26 protein-coding genes are annotated in these 23,594 nt (G+C 32.9%); 17 read left to right on the top strand and 9 right to left on the bottom strand.

Going from position 1 to position 23,594, the window contains the following annotated elements; all coding sequences use genetic code 11:
- Nucleotides 1-37: 37 nt before the first annotated feature.
- Together MT340_RS10580 and MT340_RS10575 are read left to right on the top strand one after the other, a co-directional pair.
- Nucleotides 38-1,258, top strand: coding sequence for a sugar efflux transporter (locus MT340_RS10580; protein ID WP_243589920.1), 1,221 nt, complete (start codon nt 38-40; stop codon nt 1,256-1,258).
- Nucleotides 1,258-1,746 (top strand): DUF456 domain-containing protein, encoded by a 489-nt coding sequence (locus MT340_RS10575; RefSeq protein WP_243589919.1) that lies wholly within the window; start codon nt 1,258-1,260, stop codon nt 1,744-1,746. Before MT340_RS10580 ends, MT340_RS10575 begins: the two co-directional genes overlap by 1 nt.
- An 89-nt stretch (nt 1,747-1,835) precedes the next feature.
- On the opposite strand, the gene MT340_RS10570 is transcribed toward MT340_RS10575, so the two are convergent.
- Nucleotides 1,836-2,525: a DUF1129 family protein gene (locus tag MT340_RS10570; RefSeq protein ID WP_243589918.1), complete on the bottom strand. Its 690-nt coding sequence runs from the start codon at nt 2,523-2,525 to the stop codon at nt 1,836-1,838.
- A 124-nt stretch (nt 2,526-2,649) separates the two neighbouring features.
- On the opposite strand from MT340_RS10570, the gene MT340_RS10565 reads away from it, so the two are divergent.
- From MT340_RS10565 to MT340_RS10550, 4 genes are all read left to right on the top strand, one after another.
- Nucleotides 2,650-3,099: a GNAT family N-acetyltransferase gene (locus tag MT340_RS10565; RefSeq protein WP_243589917.1), complete on the top strand. Its 450-nt coding sequence runs from the start codon at nt 2,650-2,652 to the stop codon at nt 3,097-3,099.
- A 67-nt stretch (nt 3,100-3,166) separates the two neighbouring features.
- Nucleotides 3,167-3,712 carry an SA0632 family lipoprotein gene (locus MT340_RS10560; RefSeq protein WP_243603856.1) on the top strand — a complete coding sequence of 182 codons (546 nt, stop codon included), beginning with the start codon at nt 3,167-3,169 and terminating at the stop codon, nt 3,710-3,712.
- A gap of 231 nt (nt 3,713-3,943) precedes the next feature.
- On the top strand, nt 3,944-4,240 hold the full coding sequence (locus MT340_RS10555; RefSeq protein ID WP_243603855.1) for a hypothetical protein: 297 nt from the start codon (nt 3,944-3,946) through the stop codon (nt 4,238-4,240).
- Nucleotides 4,241-4,343: 103 nt separating this feature from the next.
- Nucleotides 4,344-4,886, top strand: a complete 543-nt coding sequence (locus tag MT340_RS10550) for a GNAT family N-acetyltransferase (RefSeq protein ID WP_243589913.1) — start codon at nt 4,344-4,346, stop codon at nt 4,884-4,886.
- Nucleotides 4,887-4,971: 85 nt separating this feature from the next.
- On the opposite strand, the gene MT340_RS10545 is transcribed toward MT340_RS10550, so the two are convergent.
- From MT340_RS10545 to MT340_RS10530, 4 genes are all read right to left on the bottom strand, one after another.
- Entirely contained in the window at nt 4,972-5,538 is a 567-nt protein-coding gene (locus MT340_RS10545) for an LOG family protein (protein WP_243589912.1), read from the bottom strand.
- Complete coding sequence (locus tag MT340_RS10540; RefSeq protein WP_243589911.1) at nt 5,535-5,996, bottom strand: YaiI/YqxD family protein; 462 nt, start codon at nt 5,994-5,996, stop codon at nt 5,535-5,537. Before MT340_RS10540 ends, MT340_RS10545 begins: the two co-directional genes overlap by 4 nt.
- A 4-nt stretch (nt 5,997-6,000) precedes the next feature.
- Nucleotides 6,001-6,675, bottom strand: coding sequence for a hypothetical protein (locus tag MT340_RS10535; RefSeq protein WP_243603854.1), 675 nt, complete (start codon nt 6,673-6,675; stop codon nt 6,001-6,003).
- Nucleotides 6,676-6,844: 169 nt separating this feature from the next.
- Entirely contained in the window at nt 6,845-7,714 is an 870-nt protein-coding gene (locus MT340_RS10530; RefSeq protein ID WP_243589909.1) for an undecaprenyl-diphosphate phosphatase, read from the bottom strand.
- Between the two features lie 409 nt (nt 7,715-8,123).
- On the opposite strand from MT340_RS10530, the gene MT340_RS10525 reads away from it, so the two are divergent.
- Nucleotides 8,124-9,758, top strand: a complete 1,635-nt coding sequence (locus MT340_RS10525; RefSeq protein WP_243589908.1) for an ABC transporter ATP-binding protein/permease — start codon at nt 8,124-8,126, stop codon at nt 9,756-9,758.
- Entirely contained in the window at nt 9,755-11,422 is a 1,668-nt protein-coding gene (gene cydC, locus MT340_RS10520) for a thiol reductant ABC exporter subunit CydC (RefSeq protein WP_243589907.1), read from the top strand. The genes MT340_RS10525 and cydC overlap by 4 nt, the downstream gene beginning before the upstream one ends.
- A 266-nt stretch (nt 11,423-11,688) precedes the next feature.
- On the opposite strand, the gene mgrA is transcribed toward cydC, so the two are convergent.
- On the bottom strand, nt 11,689-12,126 hold the full coding sequence (gene mgrA / locus MT340_RS10515; RefSeq protein WP_243589906.1) for a global transcriptional regulator MgrA: 438 nt from the start codon (nt 12,124-12,126) through the stop codon (nt 11,689-11,691).
- A 223-nt stretch (nt 12,127-12,349) separates the two neighbouring features.
- Between mgrA and MT340_RS10510 the strand changes: the two genes are divergently transcribed.
- The 3 genes from MT340_RS10510 to MT340_RS10500 all read left to right on the top strand — a co-directional run bounded on the left by MT340_RS10510 (nt 12,350) and on the right by MT340_RS10500 (nt 15,146).
- Complete coding sequence (locus tag MT340_RS10510) at nt 12,350-13,276, top strand: CobW family GTP-binding protein (RefSeq protein WP_243603853.1); 927 nt, start codon at nt 12,350-12,352, stop codon at nt 13,274-13,276.
- A gap of 92 nt (nt 13,277-13,368) precedes the next feature.
- Nucleotides 13,369-13,665, top strand: coding sequence for a hypothetical protein (locus MT340_RS10505; protein ID WP_243589904.1), 297 nt, complete (start codon nt 13,369-13,371; stop codon nt 13,663-13,665).
- A 107-nt stretch (nt 13,666-13,772) separates the two neighbouring features.
- Nucleotides 13,773-15,146 carry a cryptochrome/photolyase family protein gene (locus MT340_RS10500; RefSeq protein WP_243589903.1) on the top strand — a complete coding sequence of 458 codons (1,374 nt, stop codon included), beginning with the start codon at nt 13,773-13,775 and terminating at the stop codon, nt 15,144-15,146.
- 67 nt (nt 15,147-15,213) lie between these two features.
- Here MT340_RS10500 and MT340_RS10495 read toward each other — a convergent pair whose 3' ends face one another.
- The 3 genes from MT340_RS10495 to MT340_RS10485 form a co-directional block, all read right to left on the bottom strand.
- Nucleotides 15,214-15,489, bottom strand: a complete 276-nt coding sequence (locus tag MT340_RS10495; protein WP_243589902.1) for a hypothetical protein — start codon at nt 15,487-15,489, stop codon at nt 15,214-15,216.
- A complete protein-coding gene (locus MT340_RS10490; RefSeq protein ID WP_243589901.1) occupies nt 15,486-16,103 on the bottom strand; it encodes a DUF1361 domain-containing protein in 618 nt (205 codons plus the stop codon). Before MT340_RS10490 ends, MT340_RS10495 begins: the two co-directional genes overlap by 4 nt.
- A 184-nt stretch (nt 16,104-16,287) precedes the next feature.
- Complete coding sequence (locus MT340_RS10485) at nt 16,288-16,707, bottom strand: PPC domain-containing DNA-binding protein (RefSeq protein ID WP_243603852.1); 420 nt, start codon at nt 16,705-16,707, stop codon at nt 16,288-16,290.
- A 188-nt stretch (nt 16,708-16,895) separates the two neighbouring features.
- Here MT340_RS10485 and norA point away from each other — a divergent pair, with 188 nt between their 5' ends.
- From norA to MT340_RS10455, 6 genes are all read left to right on the top strand, one after another.
- Nucleotides 16,896-18,068 carry a multidrug efflux MFS transporter NorA gene (gene norA, locus MT340_RS10480; RefSeq protein WP_243589899.1) on the top strand — a complete coding sequence of 391 codons (1,173 nt, stop codon included), beginning with the start codon at nt 16,896-16,898 and terminating at the stop codon, nt 18,066-18,068.
- Nucleotides 18,069-18,401: 333 nt separating this feature from the next.
- Nucleotides 18,402-18,875, top strand: coding sequence for a hypothetical protein (locus MT340_RS10475; protein ID WP_243589898.1), 474 nt, complete (start codon nt 18,402-18,404; stop codon nt 18,873-18,875).
- A 298-nt stretch (nt 18,876-19,173) separates the two neighbouring features.
- The gene (gene ybaK / locus MT340_RS10470; protein ID WP_243589897.1) at nt 19,174-19,653 is read left to right on the top strand and encodes a Cys-tRNA(Pro) deacylase; all 480 of its coding nucleotides are present in this window, start codon (nt 19,174-19,176) and stop codon (nt 19,651-19,653) included.
- Nucleotides 19,654-19,802: 149 nt separating this feature from the next.
- The gene (locus tag MT340_RS10465; RefSeq protein WP_243603851.1) at nt 19,803-20,564 is read left to right on the top strand and encodes a DeoR/GlpR family DNA-binding transcription regulator; all 762 of its coding nucleotides are present in this window, start codon (nt 19,803-19,805) and stop codon (nt 20,562-20,564) included.
- Entirely contained in the window at nt 20,561-21,481 is a 921-nt protein-coding gene (gene pfkB / locus MT340_RS10460) for a 1-phosphofructokinase (RefSeq protein WP_243603850.1), read from the top strand. The genes MT340_RS10465 and pfkB overlap by 4 nt, the downstream gene beginning before the upstream one ends.
- A gap of 5 nt (nt 21,482-21,486) precedes the next feature.
- Nucleotides 21,487-23,460, top strand: a complete 1,974-nt coding sequence (locus MT340_RS10455; RefSeq protein WP_243603849.1) for a PTS fructose transporter subunit IIABC — start codon at nt 21,487-21,489, stop codon at nt 23,458-23,460.
- Nucleotides 23,461-23,594: the final 134 nt, after the last annotated feature.

The following is a 23,594-nucleotide window of genomic DNA, read 5'->3' as shown; positions in this document are numbered from 1 at the left end:
AATATTGCAATTGATTCAAAGAACTGAGGTGTAGTTTATGTTTACAGCATTATTGCATATTAAAAACTATAAATTATTTGTTGTAAATATGATGTTATTAGGAATGGGAATTGCTATTACGGTTCCTTATTTTGTTCTATTTGCCACAAAAGAATTGGGAATGTCTACTAACCAATTCGGATTATTACTTGCTTTAGCAGCAGTCAGCCAATTTACGGTGAATTCTATCGTAGCGCGCTTTTCCGATACACATCAAGTAAACCGGAAAATATTGATTATAAGTGCGTTATTGATGGGAGCCATCAGTTTTTCGATTTATTTTTATATCCATAATGAATGGCTATTTATTATTGTATATGCCATTTTCCAAGGATTATTTGCACCTGCTATGCCTCAACTTTATGCATCTGCAAGAGAATCTATTAATGTTTCCTCGTCTAAAAATAACGCAAAATTTGCAAACACCGTGTTGCGTTCTATGTTCTCATTTGGATTTTTATTCGGTCCATTAATTGGCGCATATTTAATTCAATATTTGGGTTACGCTGGTCTGTTTGGTGGAACCGTCCTTATTCTTTTATTTACATTAGTACTTCAAGTTTTCTTCTATAAAGATTTGAACCTAAAGCCTCAAGAACAAGTGGGTGGTACGACAAATATTGAAAAAACGGCACCAAATATGTTGAAAGATAAAACGCTTTTTATTCCATTTATCGCTTTTATTTTATTACATATTGGCCAATGGATGTATACAATGAACATGCCTTTATTTGTGACGAATTATTTAAAAGAACAAGAAGGATATGTAGGAACATTAGCGAGTTTATGTGCTGGCTTAGAAGTACCGTTCATGGTTATTTTAGGTATTTTATCAGCGAAACTTGCAACACGTACATTATTGATTATCGGTGCGCTTAGTGGTGGTGCCTTTTACTTTAGTATCGGTGTATTTGAAAATATTTATATGATGATGGTTGGACAAATTTTCTTAGCGTTATTTTTAGCTATTCTTTTAGGTCTTGGTATTAGCTACTTCCAAGATATTTTACCTGATTTCCCAGGTTATGCGTCGACGCTATTTGCGAATGCAATGGTAATAGGCCAATTATTAGGAAATCTACTAGGTGGCGCCATGAGTCATTGGGTTGGCTTGGAAAATGTCTTTTTCGTTTCATCGACGTCTATTTTCTTAGGCATGATTTTAATATTATTTACTAAAGATCAAAAATATACAGAAGCGGATGTGAGAGTTAAATAATGGCATCAATACTATGGATTTTAATTATATTAGCGTTTATCATCGCTTTTATTGGATTAATTAAACCTATTATACCTTCTGTACTTGTATTATGGATTGGCTTTTTAATATATCAATTTGGATTTCATGATAGAGGATTATCGTGGATATTCTATGTAGCGATGATTATATTTACAATCTTTATTTTGTTATCAGATTTTTTAATGAACAAATATTTTGTAAAGCATTTTGGTGGTTCTAAGCTGGGTGAATATGTAGCGTTAATTGGCGTTATCGTAGGATGCTTTGTTTTCCCACCGTTTGGAATAATTATAGTGCCATTTGTAGCGGTGTTAATCGTTGAATTGCTACAAGACTTTAATTTTGGAAAAGCACTGAAAGCAAGTTTAGGATCAGTGATGGCTTTCTTAGCAAGTACAGTAGCACAAGCCATCATCATGGTTATTATGGTGATTTGGTTCTTTATTGATGTTTGGCTTGTAGGATAAGTTGAAATTGGTAATATAAAAGATATTCATAATAAAAGCCCATAAATGTGCATTAGCACTTATGGGCTTCTGTTATATCAATGCTCAATTTATAATACCGTATTTGAATCTTGGTTGACAAAATGATGTTCAATATAAAAAGCAATGGGTGTAATAATGATTGACATAATTATAAAAGCCCAATTGCTAATACGAATATAAGGTCCGAAATTTAAAAACGATTGTGGGATAAAGATAACGTAAAATAAAGCAATAATTAATAAAATAATGAGACAATAATTAAACAGCCATATCCAATGAGAATTATTAAAGCTCTGTAACTGGACTGTTTTAAATATTACGAGAATGAATAAAAATATAATAAATAGTCCAGCAATTACAGTGATAGGAAATGTATATAAATACACATCATTATTGTTCCCACCGATAAAGAAACCAATAAACCCTTTAAAGAAACAAAATATACCAATTAAGAACATAAAATTTCGAAAAATGTATTTAAAGATATTTTGAAATGTTTCATTAGGTAATGATTTAATTTCTTTCTTCGCATGGGCTTCTGGATTATGATTGAAATATTCTAAAGCCAATGTACCTTCTTGTTCAGCGACTAGTAGCTGTTTCAAAATACGATTAAGCATGAGCTCACTATCGTGCGGATTAACACGTAAATCAGCACGAACATACGTCATATAGTTTTCAAAAATTTCTCTATCTGTATTATTTAGGCGTAATGATTTAACATTATTTTCACGTGCTAACTTGGCAGTGGATTTCATTTTGCAATCTCCTTAACGTCTAAACTTTTTTAAATTTTAAAAATATAGATTAATATATGTTAAATATGGATAATCATATCATAGTTAAGTATAGATTATAATCTAAAAATAGAGGCTGAAGTTTATGCAAAAGTTAAAGATTGAAGATAAAAAGTGGATTGAAACGATTGCGCGACATCATGAGTATTATTTAGAACAACGTGAAGTAGATTATAATGCGACACGTATGTCTATTGCTTTACGACAAGAGATGATAGTTCGACGGCTTCAATATAGTGATGACGTCATATATGTAGAACATGATAGCAATGGATTACAATTAATCGCTTTTATTTGGGGACATTATGAGCGCAGCTTTGATACAGTAATAACAGAAATGTTATATACGAGTCCTCATTTTCGAGGAAAAGGCTATGCAACCCAATTAAAACGCACGTTAGAACGATGGGCTATTACTCAAGGTGCCTCATCGATAGAGGGCACGGTAGACGCTAAGAATGATGAAATGATTCATATTAATAAAGCGAGAGGGTACGAAGTTAGTCATCTTAAGATGCGAAAAGACTTGAGGTAATCCAATGAACAGATGTTTAATTCGTGTTAAAATAAAGTGTATTGATTTGTAGTTAAAGGAGACAAACATGAAGAAATGGTTAGTACTTTTGCTATCTGCAACACTCATGTTATCTGCATGTGGTAAGAGTGATGAAAGAACATCATTAGAAAATGATATTAAGCAGTTGAAAAAAGAAAATAATGATTTAAAGAATAAGAAAAAAAAGTTAGAAAAACAAAAAGAAAAGTTGAATAGTCAACGTCAAAAATTAGAAAAAGATGTGGACCATTCGGTCGCTACTGAATCAGCTAAAAAAGAAGATGATAGTAAAGAAAGCGATAGTTCGAATGATGCATCAAATGATTCAAATAAGAAATCTAACGACTCTTCAGAACCAGATTCATCTCAAGACGCTCAAAGTGGAGATTCATCTGAAACATCCACAAATGAGGATTCAAATTCGCAAAACGATAATAATGCGAATAGTTCAAATTACAACAGTAGCGATGAGATGAGCGATTCTACTCAAAATTCAACTACTGATAGTAACTCAACTGAATATAATAATGCTTCAAATGAACAAAATGCTTCAGATACTTCATCTCAAAATGATGAAACAATGTCAAACTAATGCGTTATTTTAATATAGCGTGAGAGATGTATCCAAGTTAAATAAAACGTTTGATTATAATAGAGGTAGGGTAAAAGTAATTCAAATGCCCACGCATTCAAAACGTACACAATATGTGCATATTGTATGAATTAATGATGAATATGTATTGATGAAATAATCATAATAAATAAATTTAAAATATTAATTTAGCAACAATTTTTAAATAAAATGATATTGGAGAGATGACTTATGCATGAACAAGATTTTCATATTTTAGAAGGTCGCGACATCACATTACCTGAATTAGGTCATGAGATTGAAAATATTACTGGCCGTACTATTGTAGATTCAACTGGTGAAATTAAACGCGTCGTGGCGCATTTACCAAACTTTGAATCAGATACTGATACGTTTGTCGCTACATTTAAATTAAATCATCGCAATGATTTTGTAGATGCTACATTTATCGCACCGAAAGATCAACGTGCACGATTAAAAGAAGTGCCGGTCCACGTTAAACTTATTAGTTATATTTCAAAAGCTTAATCAGAAGGTTTAATAAATGAAGTATACATAAAGTGTGTTATGGTCTTATCAACCATATCGCACTTTTTTAAAATTGTATTTTCTCTGTACGGGAGTGGTCGTAATGGTAGTTTATATTGAAACAGAAAGATTAAAATTACGCGATTGGGAGCAAGATGATTTATTACCTTTTCAGAAAATGAATGCTAATCCACAAGTAAGACGTTATTTCCCAAGCTTATTAAGTTATCGTCGGTCTGAATTAGACATTAAGAAAATGGAGGACATACTTAAGGAACAAGGCATCGGTTTATTCGCAGTTGAACTTAAAGAAACGGGAGAATGGCTAGGCTATATCGGTATAAATTATTTGCCTAAAGATAGCAAATATCCATTCGATGAATTACCACTTTATGAAATCGGATGGCGTCTTATTCCAGAAGTTTGGGGCAATGGCATTGCTACAGAAGGCGCTGAAGCAGTGCTTAAATTTGCAAAAGAAAAAGGAATTAAAGAGATATATAGCTTTACTGCTGAAGAGAATTTACCATCAAGAAAAGTAATGGAAAAAATTGGTATGACCTTTTATGATAACTTTGAATTACCAGAATTAAGTAAATACCATATGTTGAAACGACAAATTCGTTATTATAAAAAATTGACTTAATAAAATAGCCAAAAAAGCGACATTGAACAGGATATGTGGTATCTTTCCTCAATGTCGCTTAATTATTTATCTTATTGTTGCCTAATTAGTCGTATGTACGTACACCTAAAGGTTTATAGTTAAGTAAACCTTCAATTAATTCTTCTTTTGTATCATACAGAGGCGCCAAATCCTTATACTTTTTATCAATAAAGCCTTCACCAATCATATGAGCAATCAATTGTTGAAGTGGTTCAAAAAAGCCATTTAAATTGAAAATGCCGATAGGTTTTTGATGAATACCTATTTGCGCCCAACTATACATTTCGAAAAATTCTTCAAGCGAACCCGCACCCCCAGGCGCCATTACAAAAGCATCCGCTAATTCTGTCATTTTTTCTTTACGTTGATGCATAGAATCTACTAGAATCAATTCACTTACTTTTTGACTCGTAATTTCACGTTCATCTAACATTTTAGGCATAACACCAATCGCGTGCCCACCATGATCTAAGACACCATCTTGAATAGCGCCCATAATTCCTACTGAACCCGCACCAAACACCAACTCATAACCTTGTTCTGCCATATATTTTCCGAATTTATAAGCTTCTTCAACGTAAATAGGATCATTTCCCTTACTTGCACCACAATATACCGCAATACGTTTCATATTGTATCCTCCTTCAACTGTTGAATAACTTGATTAAATGCTAATCTAAATTGTTTCTTATCTTCTTTTGAAAATGGGGGAGGCCCTTTATGTCGACCACCCTGATTTCTAATAAGTGCGTTATTATAACGTTGTTGTAATAATATATCTATATTTTGGTTATTATATATATCTCCTTTATGATGCATCACCAATCGAACTTTAGATAATAGTAAACTAGCTAGCCCATAATCCTGCGTAATAACCACATCATTTGAGGTCGCTAGTTGAATGATTTTATAATCTACGGCATCAGGACCATCATCTATGTACAATGTCTTTACATGTTCAGGATAAACCTTATTTGAAAAGTGACTAAAACTTCGTAAAATCGTAACAAAAATGCCTGTCCCAGTAGTGAGTTCAATAACTGAGTCAACTACTGGACAAGCATCGCCATCAATAAATATTGTTGTCATAAAATTATGCATTAGTATAATCTTCTTGTTTATTTTGAGTTGTTACACTATCAGCTTCATAATCTTTAAGTTTTTTCATTTCTTTGACGCGTGCTTTTTCTTGTTGCTTTTGAAGTTTCTTCTCTTCTTTATGACGTTTATCAATACTTTTTTGAAGCTTTTTGTCTAATTTATTAACTTCTTTTTTATTTTCTTTTTCTAACTTTTCGCCTTTTTTCTCAGTTTCATCATCAAGTTTACCAGGTGTTAAGCCCACTTTTTCTTGATACTTTTGAGTTTTTTTCAAGTCTTTAACACGTTGCTTTTCATTTTTTTCACGTTCTTTGTCTTCTTCTTTACGACGTTGATCGATATTTTTTTGAAGCTTTTTATCCATTTTGTCAGCTTCTTTACGATTTTTCTTCGCTAATTTTTCGCCTTTTTTCTTAATGTAATTTGGATCATTTTCTTTCGCAATTTTTTTCAATTCACGTTTATTATCGAATTCTTGTTTTTTATCACCAAAATAATCTTTAACATCTGAAGCTTTATCAGCAATCGCATGAGAAGCATTTGACGTAGCGTGTGAAGCTTTTTGAACATCAGGATGAGACTTAATACGTTTACGTTCCACAACTAGTGGCACAAGGAAAATTGGTAATACATTAATCGTTGTTTTAATGATTGTTTTTTTGTCCATACTCGTTGCCTCCATTAATTTTACTATATCCCTTCAATACCCTATGATACATGAAAGTAAACGGGGGCACTAGTGGGAATACTTGCTGAAATACAAGCTTTTAATTTAAAAAAGAAGACAAGAAATTATTTTTAAAAAATAAATTTCTTGTCCTCGCATCTATTAAATATTAAATTTGTTTACCAATTCCGAACCCGAAATAAAGAATTGCGATAAAGATAACTAAGACAATTCGATAAATCGCAAACGGAATTAATTTAACTTTATTAATTAAGTGTAAGAATGTTTTGATTGCGATTAAACCAACAATGAATGCAGCTAAGAATCCGATTAAATAGAATGGAATATGTGCAAGTTCAATGTATTGAATGTTTTTAACTAATGATAATGCACTTGCTGCTAACATAATTGGTACAGCCATAATAAATGTGAAATCTGAAGCCGATTTATGGTCTAATTTCATAAGTACACCTGTTGAAATTGTAGAACCAGAACGACTGAAACCAGGCCACATTGCTACTGCTTGTGAAATACCAATGACGAATGCTTGAAGATAAGTAATTTGGTCCACAGTTTGTGGGTTCTTAACTTTAGTGCTAAATCTATCTGCTACAATCATGTAAATGGCACCAAGGAATAAACCAATCATAACAGTTGGAACACTGAATAGATGCTCTTCAATAAAGTCGTCGAATAAGACACCTAAAATACCTGCTGGAATCATCCCAACTAATACGTGTAATAAGTTCAAACGACGTGGTTTAGAACGGAATTCTTCATTAATAGAAGAATGTCTATATTTACCAATATGTAACATTTCGAAATAACGCTCACGGAAGACCCAAGCTGCCGCAAATACAGAACCTAATTGAATTACAACTTTGAAAGTGAAAGCTGAATGAGAACCTAGAAATTCAGTTGATTTTAACCACATATCATCGACAAGAATCATATGTCCCGTTGAAGATACTGGCGCAAACTCGGTTAAACCTTCAACGATACCTAGGATTAAAGCTTTGATAAACTCAATAATAATCATAAGTAACCTCTTTCTTTTATTGAAAAATTAAATTTTTGTAGTCTTAAAATATATTGTTGTCAAAATTCACTTTATTATAATATCATATTAAATTAAAGCTTTGCTAATGATATTAAAGTAGAACCCTATAATCACCATAAAAAATAGAAAGAGAAAGTAATTTATTAAAATGAAAGTGTGACGTTTAATTTGTCATTTTGCTACAAAATATTTTAAATACCCATTTAATAATTTATATTTAATGGCCTATTCACTACAACAGCCTAAAGTATGAAATGTGCATATATTTCATACTAAAAACCACATCATTTTATATTATTAATCATGTAGGTTGTCACTAATTTTTCGAATTTAATTAAATGATAAATAGGTAATAAGTTCTTATAATAGTAAATTAGGTGAAGTTAAAATGAAAAAACTAATGAATTTAGTCTTTATATATAAAACATTTCCATTTTTAATGGGAATAATCAGTTTGTTACTCGCTATTAGCGTAGTAATACAAAATATTAGTATTGCTGAATTTTTAAATCGCATGCTTTATCACCAGCATACCTCTATTTATTCATTATTATTACTGATTTTAGTCGTACTTATCTTAAGAGCCACTTTAAATACGATTAATTTACGTTTAGGAGATAGATTAGCAACTAAAGTAAAACATCAGCTTAGAGAACAAGTGTTATTCAAACAGTCATCATCTGTCGCTATTGGTACACAAATTAACATTCTGACAGAAACGATTGATGGCTTAGCACCATTTTTCAAAAGTTATTTACCCCAAGTCTTTAAATCAATGATGATACCATTCATTATTATCTTAGCCATGTGTTTTATTCATTTAAACACAGCGCTTATCATGATTGTGACAGCGCCGTTTATTCCACTATTTTATATTATTTTTGGACTGAAGACACGAGATGAATCCAAAGATCAAATGACACATCTTAACCAATTTAGCCAAAGATTTTTAAACGTAGCACAAGGCCTCATCACACTAAAGTTATTTAAACGAACGCAACACACAGAATCTCAAATTTATAAAGATAGCACACAATTTAGAGATTTAACGATGCGAATTCTACGTAGTGCTTTCCTCTCAGGCCTTATGCTCGAATTTATTAGCATGCTTGGCATCGGATTAGTAGCTCTAGAAGCGGCTTTGAGCCTCGTCGTCTTTCACCACATTAATTTTAAAATAGCCGCCATTGCGATTATCTTAGCGCCTGAATTTTACAATGCCATCAAAGATTTAGGCCAAGCGTTCCATACCGGCAAACAAAGTGAAGGTGCAAGCGATATCGTATTTGAATTTTTAGCTTCTGACAATGCAGAACCAAACAGCACCCCAGAAATCATACCTACACAAACGCCTCAAATAAAGATGACAGATGTACATTATCAATATCCTGACACCGGTACATTTGCTATCAAAGACGTTACATTAACGATTAATCAAGGCGAAAAAATCGCCATCGTAGGCCCAAGTGGGGCAGGTAAAACAACACTAGCGCGACTACTCACCCAATCGCTCAAACCGACGAATGGAAATGTGACATTTAACGATGATGTGTCGAATATAGGCATGCTAAGTCAACATCCATATCTTTTTTCAGCAACAATAAAAGAAAATGTTGCGATGTTTAAAGAAGTTGAAGATGAAGCGATTCTTGAAGTGTTAGAAAGGGTGGGACTTAAAGATAAAGTTCAAAGCTTAGCACAAGGCATTCATACGCCTATCGGGGAAGGTGGCGAAATGTTATCTGGAGGGCAAATGCGCCGTCTCGAATTATCGCGTGTGTTATTAACTAATCCAGATATCGTCGTCTTTGATGAGCCAACGACAGGTTTAGATTTAGACACTGAAAGAGTGATTCAACAAACCATTGCTCAATATTTCGAACATACAACAATGATTATAGTTGCGCATCGAACGTCTACGATTCGCCAAGCAACACGTCGTTTATTTATTGAAAATGGGCGACTTATAAAAGATGATCATGAGATTTCAGTTAGTTACTCAAAAGGTGGTGAGCAACGATGAAACCACGTATTCAATTTCGACCTGATAAAGATTTAATATTAGCGATATTAACAGGTATAGTAGGAAGTTTAGTAGCATTAGCCATGTTCTTTTTAAGTGGTTATATGGTCACTCACAGTGCACTAGGAGCACCATTATATGCATTGATGGTACTCGTTGTATCCGTAAAATTATTTGGTTTCTTACGTGCCATTGCCCGTTATGGAGAACGCTTATTATCACATCGCACAACATTTACAATGCTACGCGATGTGAGGGTACAATTATTACAGCACTTAATTCCACGTGTACCGAATATTTATCGTAAATATAAATCAAGTGACCTTATTTCTAAAATGATTAGTAAAGTAGAAGCACTTCAAAATATTTATTTACGCGTGTATTATCCGCCAATAGTGATCGGATTTACAGCAATCATTGCAGCTATAACGCTGATTTATTTTAGCGTTGCACATACGATTATTATTGTGATTAGTATGTTGTGTTCATTATGGATTGTGCCGTGGCTTAGTGCGAAACGTGCACGTACATTGAAACAACAAGTTGCACTTCAACAACAAGATACTTTAGCAAAGTTTTATGACTATAAAGAAGGTTATGAAGAATTAAATCGTTTTAATCAAACTGAAGCGTATCGTCAAAATGTGCTCGAATCATTGAATAAGTATGATAAGTTGCAAGCGAAGGAGGCGCGCTTCTTAACGTTGTATGATTATATATTAAATATACTTGCGATGTTAGCTCTATTTGTCAGTTTTGCATTTGGTGTAATACAAGTGGGGAACGGTCAGCTCAATGTTATCTATTTAACAAGTATCGTATTAATGGTATTGACGCTATTTGAACAAACCGTGCCTATGAGTAACTTTGCATATTATAAAGCTGATACCGATGAAGCCTTGGCTGATTTAAACGATGTCTTGTCATATCCAACTACTACATCATCATCTGATATTAACTCTAGAAATGGAAACGTATTTGAAGTTGAGGATTTAACTTTTAATTATCTCTATCAAGAGACGCCGGTATTAAATAATATTAATTTAACTGTCAATAAGGGAGAAAAAGTGGCTATTATCGGTCCGTCTGGTTCTGGTAAAAGTACTTTACTCCAAATTCTAAGTGGTTTATATGATATACCACGTGGTGACGTTAAACTTTATGGCCAGACAGTAACGGATATCACAGAAGAAACACGCTATAATGAACTTAATGTGTTATTGCAAACACAACAGCTATTTGATGGTACCATTCGTGAGAATTTATTCTCAGAGGAAAAAGATGAGACATTACTGCAAGCATTAGAACAAGTGAATCTTGGACATTTGAAATTAGATCAACATCTTACGCTTGATGGGCATACATTATCTGGAGGAGAAATTCAACGCTTAGCGCTTGCGCGCTTACTCTTAAAAAAAGTAGATGTGTGGATATTAGATGAACCAACAACAGCATTAGATGAAGAGAATACTGAAAATATGATGCGTTTGGTGAACCAATATTCGAAAACACTGGTAATTGCTACGCACGATATAGCGTTACTATCGCGTTTTGATAAAATTGTTGTGATGATTGATGGACAAGTGATTGAACAAGGCAGTTATGATGCACTAGTTGAAAGGGATAGTTATTTAAGTCGTTTGATCAAAGAAAATGATAAATAAAAAACGAGAAGTAGTTCTTTGATTTTAATCACTAGAACTACTTACTTAAGCGTATAGGTGCTTAGATTCATCAATAACCTTTATTTCTAGAGCATTAAACAACGTCATTTATTGTCTATATTTGGGATTTCTAACTTAAATATCAATTAAAACGAAAAAACTGAGATATCTATTATATTGAGATATCTCAGGTTTTTCGTTATTGATAAATATATATAATTGTTTCGAAATATATAACTTTAATTAGAGTTGTATTAGCATGTCATTTATTTGTTTTCAGTAAAGGCATCGATGACTTTGCCTAATAGACGATTAAGTTCTTTCACTTCATCAGTACTTAAAGAAGATGCGGTAGCAACTTTTTTAGATGCATCGCTTAATTCAGGTTTAATTTGTTCACTTTTTTCAGTAAGATGAATGAATACTTCACGTTGATCGACTTCAGAACGTTCACGTTTAATTAAATCAACGTGTTCCATTCTTTTTAATAAAGGTGATACTGTACCAGTATCTAAAGCGAGTTCTGTAACTACCTTTTTAACATTTACAGGAGATTCATCCCATAAAATACTTAACACTAAAAATTGTGGGTAAGTAAGGTTGTACTTTTTAAAGACTTTGTTTGAATAGTAGCGATTAACTTGTCTTTGTGCATTGTACAAACTAAAGCATAGTTGCTCTTTTAAATTATGTTGTTCAGACATTAAAGTTCTCCTCCAGACATTCCATCCGTCTCTCTATGTTTCGGATTAAATTTCGTCTATGTTGTGTAAAATATAACTTGCAACACACTTCGTTTCAATGCCATGCTAAAATTAAAGTATGCTTAAATTTTAGAAGATAATTCTATTTTAATCAAGTGTAATCTAAAGCATATACTTATATTATCAATTTCAAATATTTTTTAAATAGAAAAGAGTTTTAAAAATGATAAATAATAAAAATGAAAAAATATCTATTACAATTATTAGCGGCTTTTTAGGAAGTGGCAAAACTACATTCTTAAAGTATTATATAGACCAATTATTAAAAAAAGATGAGAAAGTTACTATTATAATGAATGAATTTGGGCAATTTGATGTCGATAGTTTATTAGTTGGAGAAGATGTGTCAGTTAAATCTTTAATTAATGGTTGCGTATGTTGTGATTTAAATAATGATTTAGTAAATCAATTGAATTTACTAGTTCGCCAAAAGGAAATGCAACACATAGTTATAGAAGCAACAGGTATTGCACACCCGTTAGAGATTTTTACTGCTTGCCAAGATCCAAGTATTATTAGAGATGTTCAAACGCCTCAAATTATTGGCCTAGTGGATGCGCAACGCTTTTCAAAAAAAGATAACTATACTGACTCGACTATAAGTTTAATGGAAGAACAAATTGCATATAGTGATGTGATTATACTTAATAAAACCGATTTAGTAGAAGAAGAAACACTGAAAAATAGTAAAGAAGAGTTAAGTCGTCTTAATTCCGAAGCGTTACTTATTAGTACAACGTATAGTCAGGTAAACGATGAGGAATTAAAAGGACATATGCAGCCCTCGTCAAAATCTCATCACCATACTCATCATTATCACATTCAATCGATGCAATATACCTTTACTTCTGCTATAGACCGTCAACTATTTTACCGATTTATTTTAAGATTACCTGACAATGTCTTGCGATTAAAAGGTTTTGTGAAATTTAGAGATTTACCTGAGGCGACGTACGAATTTCAATATTCCATGGGTTTACCAGATTATGGGGTGATTGATAAAAATGTACCATTAACAATTGTAATTATTGGAGAAGGATTAGACATCAATAGATTGCGAAATCAGTTAGAAATGATTCAGTTTACTTAAAGTAAGCCCCAGTGAATGTTAAGACTTTGTCACATGTAATATATATGAGGAATTTGGATTATGTCTTATAATGTAAAAAGGAGGGTTTATGCATGAATAATGAAGATAAACGTACAAAACAAATTCGTTTTGAATTTAAATGGATAACGATTCCATATGTCGTTTTTGCAATTATAATTTTATTACTGAACATATTTTATACTAATATAAAAGTAACAATGGCGTTATTTGGTCTTTTCTTTGCTTATAATCTAGGCATGTTATTTATCGCATTTATAAATAAGTTTAAACGAACACTGATTTTAACATTGATTTTAACGATTTTAAGTGCAGCAGTATTCTTTACATTATTATATGTTTTTGGATTAAATCGTGAAATTTTTGGATAATTAAATCGAGATAATGAAAACTTTGTGATGTACATCAAAGCATTGCAAAGTTTTTTATTTTCTTGAAAATGGGTAAAAACAATAGATACTAAATGAGGAGTGAAACGATGAATGTAGGAGTAATACTTAATAGGGTTTTTCGAACTCAAAATAATCCATTACTTGAATACATAAGTCAGCAACAGAATGATATAGATCAATGCTATTTAATTATTCCTCAGGAAATATTTGAGGAAAATGGCACTAAAATGAAACGTAATTTTTATTATGGTGTGTTGGAAAAATTTTTAACAGAATTAAAAAAGCGTGATATTGAACCATTCTTAATTGAATACAGCGAATTAGGGGATTTTTGCAAGGAGAAGCATATTGAAGAAGTGGTCATAGCAGGAGATATTATGAGTTATCATCAAGAAAGTTATGATATTCACCACTTAAAAAAAGTATTCAAAAAATATGATATTTCGGTGGTTACTTTACGAGCGAATCATTATTTTAAACCAAGTACGACAATGAACAAACAAGGCGCGCCTTATAAAGTGTTTACGAGCTTTTATAAAGCGCATCGTTCTAGTCTTCGTCAACACTCAGCTTACGACTACAATCTCAAAGATATTGCAAAGTTGTGTGCTAAGTTCCAACAAACACTAAAAAAAGTTCATTCAAATGATGGTTTATCTGAAGCACAAGCATTAAATCAATGGCATGGCTTTCTAGAAAATGATATTCAAAATTACGATTCAAATAGGGAGTATTTACCTGAAGTGTTAACAAGTCAATTAAGTATCGTATTAGCTTACGGACTAATTGATATTAAACAGATTATCACTGAGTTGCTTGAAAGTTATGAAGAAGATGAGAGCAATATTGAAAAGTTCATTCGAGAATTGATGTTCCGTGAATTTTATTATGTGTTAATGACACAATATCCCAACACGGCACATGAAGCTTTTAATGAAAAATATCGTGGGATCAAATGGTCATATAATAAAAATGATTTTAAGTGTTGGTATGAAGGGAAAACAGGTTTCCCAATTGTAGATGCAGCTATGGCTGAGTTAAATGAAACGGGCTATATGCATAATCGTATGCGTATGGTAGTATCACAATTCCTAACCAAAGATTTATTTATCGATTGGACATGGGGAGAAGATTATTTCAGAAAGAAACTTATTGATTTCGATTCAGCTTCAAATGTTCATGGTTGGCAGTGGTCTGCTTCTACAGGCACAGATGCTGCACCATACTTTAGAATGTTTAGCCCAACAAGACAAAGTGAGCGTTTCGATAAAGATGCATTGTACATTAAAAAATATATTCCGGAACTTGATGATATGTCAGCTAAATGGCTACATGAACCTCTTAAACATCAATCGCAACTTGAGAAAGAGGGGGTTAAATTAGGCGAGGACTATCCAGAACCTATCGTCGATCATAAAAGCGCCCGTGAATATGTAATGTCTACATTTAAAAATTTGTAAATAACTTAAATAAAATGCGAGTCCCATTGGAATTAAAATAGAACTCGCATTTTTCAACATATAAGTATTAATTTAAAACGAATATGCAGAGATAAACGGCTACATATTCTAAGAAAGTGATTAAATACATATATTTTAATCTAAGTTTTACGTGAAACGGTACTTCCCATCTAGGGTAGTGACGCTCATAATAAAAAACCTGTACTAAAAATAAACCGATACCTAATGGTAAAAGCATAAGTAATAAACTATTTTTCATACTGAAACCGATACGGTTAAAGAAATGCCCTATAACAAGTTGCAAAGCTACTATTATAATAAGGAGTAAAAAAATATTCATCATTTGGCTACACGCACTCCTTTTACAAATAAAATAATAACAGCTTGTAGTAATACCATTAATAGTACGAAAATAATTGTATGAATGTTTAACTCATTAAGCACTTGTTGAATAATAGTGAAAGGTCTAGTGATTAAATGCACGGTGTGAAATCGTAAAAAACGGCCCATATAAATGCCTAAACCATTCAAAAACATTAATACGATAATTAATGAACGATTAAACCATTTATTTGCAGTGAAATGAGATAAATTAATGAAAATTAACACCATACAATAAATTGCTAAAAAGACGCCTAAAAGTAAATAAGTGAAATAAATCCATTCCATTAAGTTTAAGCGTACATAAAAATCAAAAGTAAATTGGTTTAGATGTATTAAATCTGTCAGCATATAAAAGGTGTTAGGCACTAGCAATATAAAAATAAGTGCGAACACTATAAATAGAGGCCATTCAAATCTCTTTCTAGGTTTGAAGAGTCTTAAAAGTAAACACAATTCAAAAGGGATATAAGCTAAAAAAAGATTTAAACTCATAAAATTAAAAACTTGAGATTCAAATAATGACACAGTAAAAAGAATGATAAAGTATATCCTTGCAATATAACGCGCTAGCATATCATACACTACTTTCTTTGATATTAATAAAACGCTAAATTTGTTTAGTCAATTTTTAATAATAAACTTTCATAAAAATGTAATCAACTAATATACCTGTATATCGCATATTAATTTGAAATAATACTGAATTGAGAAAAGTAGTCATTTATCCATTTTAAGAAGCATTTTATATGCTGGGACATTACGGACGTAATAGATTTAACCCTGTTTCATTATCATGTGTACGATTAATATCCATAGTTGTCATTGTAATTACAATTTCAGCTGTAGCTGATACGATGGCTTTTGTTAAGTGTCCACTTAATGTTTGGAAATCGCGTGTGCCAAACGTTCCATGCAAATGGGCAAATGGCTGTTCATCGATATGCGAAATATTACCTAATAAACTTGTTAATTCTAATGCTTCATTTATTTCACGCGCTTCATATTCTTGCGTTTCTAAATTATAGAAATTTAAAGTTACATTATCGCAAGCACCGATGCCACTTACTGTTCCAAATTTCATTTCATGTTCTTCAGCAAATTGCGTTATTTTTTCTACAATATCTTCACCTTTATCTAATACTAAAAGAAATGTTTGCCCATCTTTTTGATATTTCATTGTTTTCACCTCAAATGAATAGTTGTTACTTTTATTATACCTGTTATAAGTTGAATTATTTAGAATTTACATTTTGCTATTGTAATATAGGAAGAGAATAGTATACAATGTTTCAATATTATGTAATTTTTAACTAAAAATATTAATGAAATTTTACGAAGATACATTCTTTGAAAAGAGGTGACAGCATGAAAAAACAATTATTTACATTATATTTCAACATTTTCTTAATCTTTGTAGGTATAGGACTCGTTATTCCAGTTTTACCGGTTTACTTGAAAGATTTAGGATTAAAAGGTAGTGATCTAGGGGTCTTAGTTGCAGTCTTTGCGCTATCACAAATGATTATCTCTCCATTTGGAGGAACTTTAGCAGATAAATTAGGTAAAAAGTTAATTATTTGTATTGGCCTTGTTTTATTTGCTATTTCAGAGTTTTTATTTGCAGCAGGTCATCATTTTTCAACATTAATTATTTCTAGAGTTTTAGGTGGTTTTAGCGCAGGTATGGTCATGCCAGGCGTGACCGGAATGATTGCTGATATTTCGCCAGCTAAAGACAAAGCTAAGAATTTTGGTTATATGTCTGCCATCATTAATTCAGGATTTATCCTTGGACCGGGAATAGGAGGCTTTCTAGCTGAATTTTCTCATCGCATGCCGTTTTATTTCGCAGGAACACTCGGCATTCTAGCATTTATCATGTCTTTAATATTAATTCATAATCCACGTAACGAATCGAATGATACGTTCCACAATTTTGAACCAGAAGTTCTGACTAAAATTAATTGGAAAGTGTTTATTACACCAATTATTTTGACACTTGTCTTAGCATTTGGCTTATCAGCGTTTGAAACCTTATTCTCATTATATACATCTGAAAAAGCAAACTATTCACCAGTGGATATTTCAATCGCTATTGTAGGTGGGGGTATTGCAGGTGCAGTATTCCAAGTATTCTTTTTCGATAAATTTATGAAATATATGACAGAATTAACATTTATTGTATGGTCACTATTATACTCAGCCATCGTCTTAGGACTGCTTATTCTGTCAAATAACTATTGGACAATTATGATCATTAGCTTTATTGTGTTTATCGGTTTCGATTTAATTCGTCCAGCACTTACAAATTATTACTCAAATATTGCAGGCAATCGACAAGGTTTCGCCGGTGGACTAAACTCCACCTTTACTAGTATGGGTAACTTTATAGGCCCTCTTGCAGCAGGCGCGCTATTCGATATAAATTTAGAATTTCCACTATATATGTCCATCATTGTAATGTTGCTCGGTATTCTTATTATTTTTATTGAAAAGGCATTGCAAACGAAACGCCGTGCTCGTAATACATCTAAATAAACCTACACAAAAGAGGTCTGGACAAAAAGCATGCTATGGGTACTGCTTAACGGCTTCCCAAAAGCAGGATTTTCGGCAAAGTCCGTCACAACTCGACAAAATTTGGAGAACAATTTTGCTCATCGTTCGGTTTTGCTCAAATCCTAAGCGCTTTTGTCCAGACCTCTTTATTGTTTTTTACATTTAAGTTGTTAATATGTAACAATATAAAGTCGTTAAGTAAAATAACTGTTACAAAGATTACAGTTATTTTAAATTGCAGTCTACATAATTATTTTTACCCATTTGTATGTTAAGATAAGAAAAAATTTAGAGAGAAATGTGGGTAAGGAGATGAACTTTAAAAACATACTATTAGGTATGGTAGCTATTATTTTATCAATTTGCTTAGCCTTTTTATTGTTTATCGCAACAAATCAAGATGCCTTAGCTAAAGTACATCACACGATTTCTTCATTTTCAAAAATGGGAAAAGTATCGGCAACGAAAGAGATATTAAATATTAATAGTAACCATACAGCAAAAGCATCGGAAAAAAATGCAGAAGAACAAAAAGCGGAGATTCGTTATAATCAACTACAACAGAACCAAACAAAGCCGAAACATATGTATTCAGCTGAAGAATGCAAAATTATGGCTGAGAATTATTCAATGCAACATTACGGGGAAACGATTCAATTGAATCAAACGGATGAAAACAATCAAGATGTTACGTTTACACTTCAATCAAACGATAGCAAACAACCAGACGAAATCGCCATTAACAAGATGGGTAAAATTGAACCAATAACAGCAACTAACAAGTGATAGCGCCTTTTCTATGAATAGAAAAGTGCGCTTTTTTTGTCAGACGGTAGACAAACCCTTTCACTCATCGTCGTCTTATGCATGCCTTAAAGCACCACTTCTTCTTTAGAAGTTAGTGGTAATTACACATGAGCTTTAGCTCAGGTGTTCCTTTAAAAAGTCCCGTCGTTATGCATTTCGCCTTGTCGATTGATAAGGGTTTTCTAGCAGTCGTTGTCTCCAAAAATATATTTTCAACGAGTTTTTTCATTTGTTTAATATATAGTAGAATAAGGATGAGTACTAACGAGGTGATAAAATGAAGCATAAGAAAACAAATGCTATGCGTATGCTGGATAGAGCAAAAGTTGACTATGAAGTAAGAACCTTTGAGGTTAGCGATGGTCATATGGATGGCAAGACAATTGCTCACATCGTGGGGGCTAATGTGGAAGATGTATATAAAACATTAGTATTGGAAAATGCAAACCATGATCATTTTGTCTTTGTTATTCCGGTAAATGAAACACTAGATTTAAAAGAAGCAGCACATGTAGTTAATGAGAAGAAACTCACTCTCATGCCGATGGAGAATTTAAAACAAGTGACGGGTTATATTCGTGGAGGTTGTTCGCCAATAGGCATGAAGCACTTATTTAAAACTACAATCGATCAATCGGCGCTAGAAAGAGACAAAATACATGTGAGTGGTGGTCAACGAGGCATTCAAATCGTTGTAAATATAAAAGATTTAATTGATATTACAAATGCTCAAACAGCTGATATACTTCAAAAATAATGAAATATAAACAGATATTGCTACAGAAAAATGAAGTACGCGATATCTGTTTTTTTATACTTTGTGAATGTTTTTGATTGTTTTTGATAAATTTTGATTGAAAAATGTAAGCGCACACATTATAATCTAAGTTGAAGAGGGGCGATGTAATGATTTCAGAAAAACGACATAACATAATACTACAAGAACTGAAGAAAAATGACTTTTTAACCCTTCAAGAATTGATTGATCGCACAGGTTGTAGTGCTTCAACAATAAGAAGAGATTTATCAAAATTGCAACAATTAGGTCGTCTTCAACGTGTTCATGGGGGAGCGATGCTTAATAGTCGGCGAAATAGTGAGCCAGTGCTTTCCGAAAAAATGTCTTTAAATCTAAAAGAAAAACGAGAGATTGGAAAAGTAGCTGCACAATTAATCCAAGATAACGATTGTATTTTTATTGATGCCGGTTCGTCCACAATTGAAATGATTCCTTTTATAAAAGCGAAAAACATTGTAGTGGTAACGAATGGTTTGCCACACGTAGAGAAACTTTTGAATCAAGGTATAAAAACGTTGATGATTGGTGGACAAGTTAAAGAAACTACACTTGCTACAGTAGGCGCTAGCGCTTTACATACTTTAGGTCGCTATTGTTTCGATAAGGCATTTTTAGGAATGAATGGGGTTGATCTAAACTATGGCTTTACTACTCCAGATGAAAAGGAAGCATTGATTAAAGAAAAGGCGATTGAACAAGCGACACAATCTTATATTTTACTTGATCAATCTAAATTAGATGAAGTTTATTTCGCGCATGTTCCAATAGGCAATCACAAAGTTGAATTAATCGTGTCTAAACTAGTAAAACTGCATAAGCACTACGCTAAATATAGAGATAAATATCAATTTTTAGGAGGAGAGTCATGATTTACACAGTAACGTTTAATCCATCCATCGACTACATTATGTTTACGAATGGTTTTGAACTTAAAGGTCTAAATAGAGCCAAAAAAACGTATAAGTTTGCTGGGGGCAAAGGCATAAATGTATCACGTGTGTTAAAGACACTTGGCGTTCAATCGACTGCTTTAGGCTTTGCTGGAGGCTTTCCAGGAGATTTTATCGCTAACACTTTAGAACAAAGTGATATTAACACAGATTTCATCAAAGTAGATGATGATACACGCATTAACGTTAAATTGAAATCTGGTGATGAAACAGAAATCAATGCGCCAGGTCCTAATGTGACGGATGAGCAATTCCAGGCATTGTTAACTCAGATTAAACAAACAACTTCAGAAGATACAGTGATCGTAGCTGGTAGCGTTCCGAAAAGTATTCCAAGTGATGCTTACGCACAAATTGCTAGCATTACGCAACAAACAGGCGCTAAATTAGTAGTCGATGCTGAAAAAGACTTAGTTAACACAGTATTAAAATATCAACCATTGTTTATTAAACCTAATAAAGATGAGTTGGAAGAAATGTTTAATATGACAGTCACTAGTGACGAAGATGTTGTGAAATATGGTAGAGAAATTTTAAAAGAAGGTGCGCAATCTGTCATCATTTCTTTAGGTGGCGATGGCGCTATCTACATTGATGATCAACGCAGTATTAAAGCACAAAATCCTAAAGGACAAGTCGTCAATACGGTGGGTTCTGGAGATAGTACAGTTGCTGGTATGGTCGCTGGACTTGAAACTGGCTTATCATTAGAAGATGCTTTTCAACAAGCAGTAGCTTCTGGGACAGCAACAGCATTTACAGAGGATTTAGCAACTATTGAGGATATAGAAAATATTAAATCACAAGTTACTGTTACAGTACTTGATGGGGAGTGAAATAGATGAGAATTACAGAATTACTAACTAAATCAACGATTACAATGGATTTATCAGCTACAGATAAAAATGGCGTTATCGATGAATTAGTTAATCAATTAGATAAAGCTGGCAAATTAAGTGATATTGCGCAATTTAAAGAAGCTATTCACAATCGTGAATCACAAAGTACAACTGGTATTGGTGAAGGTATTGCCATTCCACATGCTAAAGTGGCTGCCGTGAAATCTCCAGCAATTGCTTTTGGTAAATCTAAAACTGGTGTTGATTATCAAAGTTTAGATGGACAACCTGCACACTTATTCTTTATGATTGCTGCTCCAGAAGGTGGCGCACAAACACATTTAGATGCATTAGCTAAGTTATCTGGTATTTTAATGGATGATAAAGTGAGAGAAAACTTATTACACGCTAATTCTCCAGAAGAAGTACTTCAAATCATTGATAATGCAGATGATGAAGCGACTAAAGAAGAAGAAAAAGAGGCACAAGAACAAGAAGCGGCTACAGCTGGTGCGACAACTGCTGGCACTCCAACTCAAGATTCAAACGAACCATATGTACTTGCAGTAACAGCTTGTCCTACAGGTATCGCTCATACTTATATGGCTCGTGACGCTTTGAAAAAACAAGCTGATAAAATGGGAGTTAAAATTAAAGTTGAAACAAATGGTTCTGGTGGTATTAAAAACCATTTAACACAACAAGATATTGAAAGAGCAACAGGTGTAATTGTTGCAGCTGACGTACATGTTGAAACAGATCGTTTCGATGGTAAAAATGTTGTTGAAGTACCAGTTGCTGACGGTATTAAACGTCCAGAAGAATTAATTAATACTGCACTTGATACAAGTCGTAAACCTTTCGTAGCTCGTGGAGAAAGTTCAAAATCTAAAGCTGGTGAAAGTAACGAAAAGCAAAGTTTCGGTAAAGCATTTTACAAACACTTAATGAATGGTGTTTCAAATATGTTACCACTTGTTATCGCTGGTGGTATCTTAATGGCAATTGTGTTCATATTTGGAGCAACTTCATTTGATCCTAAGAAAGCCGATTATAATCCATTTGCTGAACAATTATGGAATATTGGTAAAAATAGTGCTTTCGCATTAATTATTCCTGTATTAGCTGGTTTCATCGCACGTAGTATTGCAGATAAACCAGGTTTCGCAGCTGGTTTAGTTGGCGGTATGTTAGCTAGTTCAGGTGGTTCAGGATTTATCGGTGGTATTATTGCAGGTTTCTTAGCAGGTTACTTAACTCAAGGTATTAAATATATTACTCGTGGTTTACCACAAGCTGTAGAAGGTTTAAAACCAACATTAATTTATCCATTATTAAGTGTAACAATCACTGGTTTATTAATGATTTATGTATTTAACCCTCCAGCAGCATGGTTAAATAACTTATTATTAAATGGCTTAAACAGCCTATCAAGTTCAAACATTATGTTACTTGGTTTAGTTATCGGTGCAATGATGGCTATCGATATGGGTGGTCCATTCAACAAAGCGGCATATGTATTCGCAACAGCTGCTTTAACTGAAGGTAACGCAGCACCAATTACAGCAGCTATGGTTGGTGGTATGATTCCACCATTAGCAATTGCGACAGCTATGGTCATTTTCAAACGTAAATTTACTAAAGAACAACGTGGTTCAATCATACCAAACTATGTAATGGGACTTTCATTCATCACAGAAGGTGCAATTCCATTCGCAGCAGCTGACCCATTACGTGTAATTCCATCAATGATGGTAGGTTCAGGTGTTGGTGGCGCTATCGCATTAGCATTAGGTTCAAGAATTAATGCGCCACACGGTGGTATCATCGTTATCGCAGCTACAGACTTTAGCCACATCGTACAAACATTAATTGCTTTAGTTGTAGGTACTTTAGTTTCAGCGTTTATGTATGGTATCTTAAAACCTAAATTAACACGCGATGAAATTAAAGCATCTGAATCTATGGATGAATAATATAGTTGATTAATCAGTCTCTTGCTCTTGAAAAATAGGGCAAGAGATTTTTATTTAAAATTAATGTTAAAACATGCAAAAATGGGTAGACATATGAGAGTATAGAATAGGAATATGCTAAATAGGTGGGAGTC

It is taken from the genome of Staphylococcus sp. NRL 16/872 (assembly GCF_022815905.2).
GTDB lineage: Bacteria > Bacillota > Bacilli > Staphylococcales > Staphylococcaceae > Staphylococcus.
Note: the sequence above shows the minus strand (reverse complement) of the source record. Positions and strands in the feature narration are given on the sequence as shown.

Bases quoted from the DNA above. Each gene is read 5' to 3' on its own strand.
- MT340_RS10580 (WP_243589920.1), top strand. From the start codon at position 38: ATGTTTACAGCATTATTGCATATTAAAAACTATAAATTATTTGTTGTA.
- MT340_RS10575 (WP_243589919.1), top strand. From the start codon at position 1,258: ATGGCATCAATACTATGGATTTTAATTATATTAGCGTTTATCATCGCT.
- MT340_RS10570 (WP_243589918.1), bottom strand. From the start codon at position 2,525: ATGAAATCCACTGCCAAGTTAGCACGTGAAAATAATGTTAAATCATTA.
- MT340_RS10565 (WP_243589917.1), top strand. From the start codon at position 2,650: ATGCAAAAGTTAAAGATTGAAGATAAAAAGTGGATTGAAACGATTGCG.
- MT340_RS10560 (WP_243603856.1), top strand. From the start codon at position 3,167: ATGAAGAAATGGTTAGTACTTTTGCTATCTGCAACACTCATGTTATCT.
- MT340_RS10555 (WP_243603855.1), top strand. From the start codon at position 3,944: ATGCATGAACAAGATTTTCATATTTTAGAAGGTCGCGACATCACATTA.
- MT340_RS10550 (WP_243589913.1), top strand. From the start codon at position 4,344: ATGGTAGTTTATATTGAAACAGAAAGATTAAAATTACGCGATTGGGAG.
- MT340_RS10545 (WP_243589912.1), bottom strand. From the start codon at position 5,538: ATGAAACGTATTGCGGTATATTGTGGTGCAAGTAAGGGAAATGATCCT.
- MT340_RS10540 (WP_243589911.1), bottom strand. From the start codon at position 5,996: ATGACAACAATATTTATTGATGGCGATGCTTGTCCAGTAGTTGACTCA.
- MT340_RS10535 (WP_243603854.1), bottom strand. From the start codon at position 6,675: ATGGACAAAAAAACAATCATTAAAACAACGATTAATGTATTACCAATT.
- MT340_RS10530 (WP_243589909.1), bottom strand. From the start codon at position 7,714: ATGATTATTATTGAGTTTATCAAAGCTTTAATCCTAGGTATCGTTGAA.
- MT340_RS10525 (WP_243589908.1), top strand. From the start codon at position 8,124: ATGAAAAAACTAATGAATTTAGTCTTTATATATAAAACATTTCCATTT.
- cydC (WP_243589907.1), top strand. From the start codon at position 9,755: ATGAAACCACGTATTCAATTTCGACCTGATAAAGATTTAATATTAGCG.
- mgrA (WP_243589906.1), bottom strand. From the start codon at position 12,126: ATGTCTGAACAACATAATTTAAAAGAGCAACTATGCTTTAGTTTGTAC.
- MT340_RS10510 (WP_243603853.1), top strand. From the start codon at position 12,350: ATGATAAATAATAAAAATGAAAAAATATCTATTACAATTATTAGCGGC.
- MT340_RS10505 (WP_243589904.1), top strand. From the start codon at position 13,369: ATGAATAATGAAGATAAACGTACAAAACAAATTCGTTTTGAATTTAAA.
- MT340_RS10500 (WP_243589903.1), top strand. From the start codon at position 13,773: ATGAATGTAGGAGTAATACTTAATAGGGTTTTTCGAACTCAAAATAAT.
- MT340_RS10495 (WP_243589902.1), bottom strand. From the start codon at position 15,489: ATGATGAATATTTTTTTACTCCTTATTATAATAGTAGCTTTGCAACTT.
- MT340_RS10490 (WP_243589901.1), bottom strand. From the start codon at position 16,103: ATGCTAGCGCGTTATATTGCAAGGATATACTTTATCATTCTTTTTACT.
- MT340_RS10485 (WP_243603852.1), bottom strand. From the start codon at position 16,707: ATGAAATATCAAAAAGATGGGCAAACATTTCTTTTAGTATTAGATAAA.
- norA (WP_243589899.1), top strand. From the start codon at position 16,896: ATGAAAAAACAATTATTTACATTATATTTCAACATTTTCTTAATCTTT.
- MT340_RS10475 (WP_243589898.1), top strand. From the start codon at position 18,402: ATGAACTTTAAAAACATACTATTAGGTATGGTAGCTATTATTTTATCA.
- ybaK (WP_243589897.1), top strand. From the start codon at position 19,174: ATGAAGCATAAGAAAACAAATGCTATGCGTATGCTGGATAGAGCAAAA.
- MT340_RS10465 (WP_243603851.1), top strand. From the start codon at position 19,803: ATGATTTCAGAAAAACGACATAACATAATACTACAAGAACTGAAGAAA.
- pfkB (WP_243603850.1), top strand. From the start codon at position 20,561: ATGATTTACACAGTAACGTTTAATCCATCCATCGACTACATTATGTTT.
- MT340_RS10455 (WP_243603849.1), top strand. From the start codon at position 21,487: ATGAGAATTACAGAATTACTAACTAAATCAACGATTACAATGGATTTA.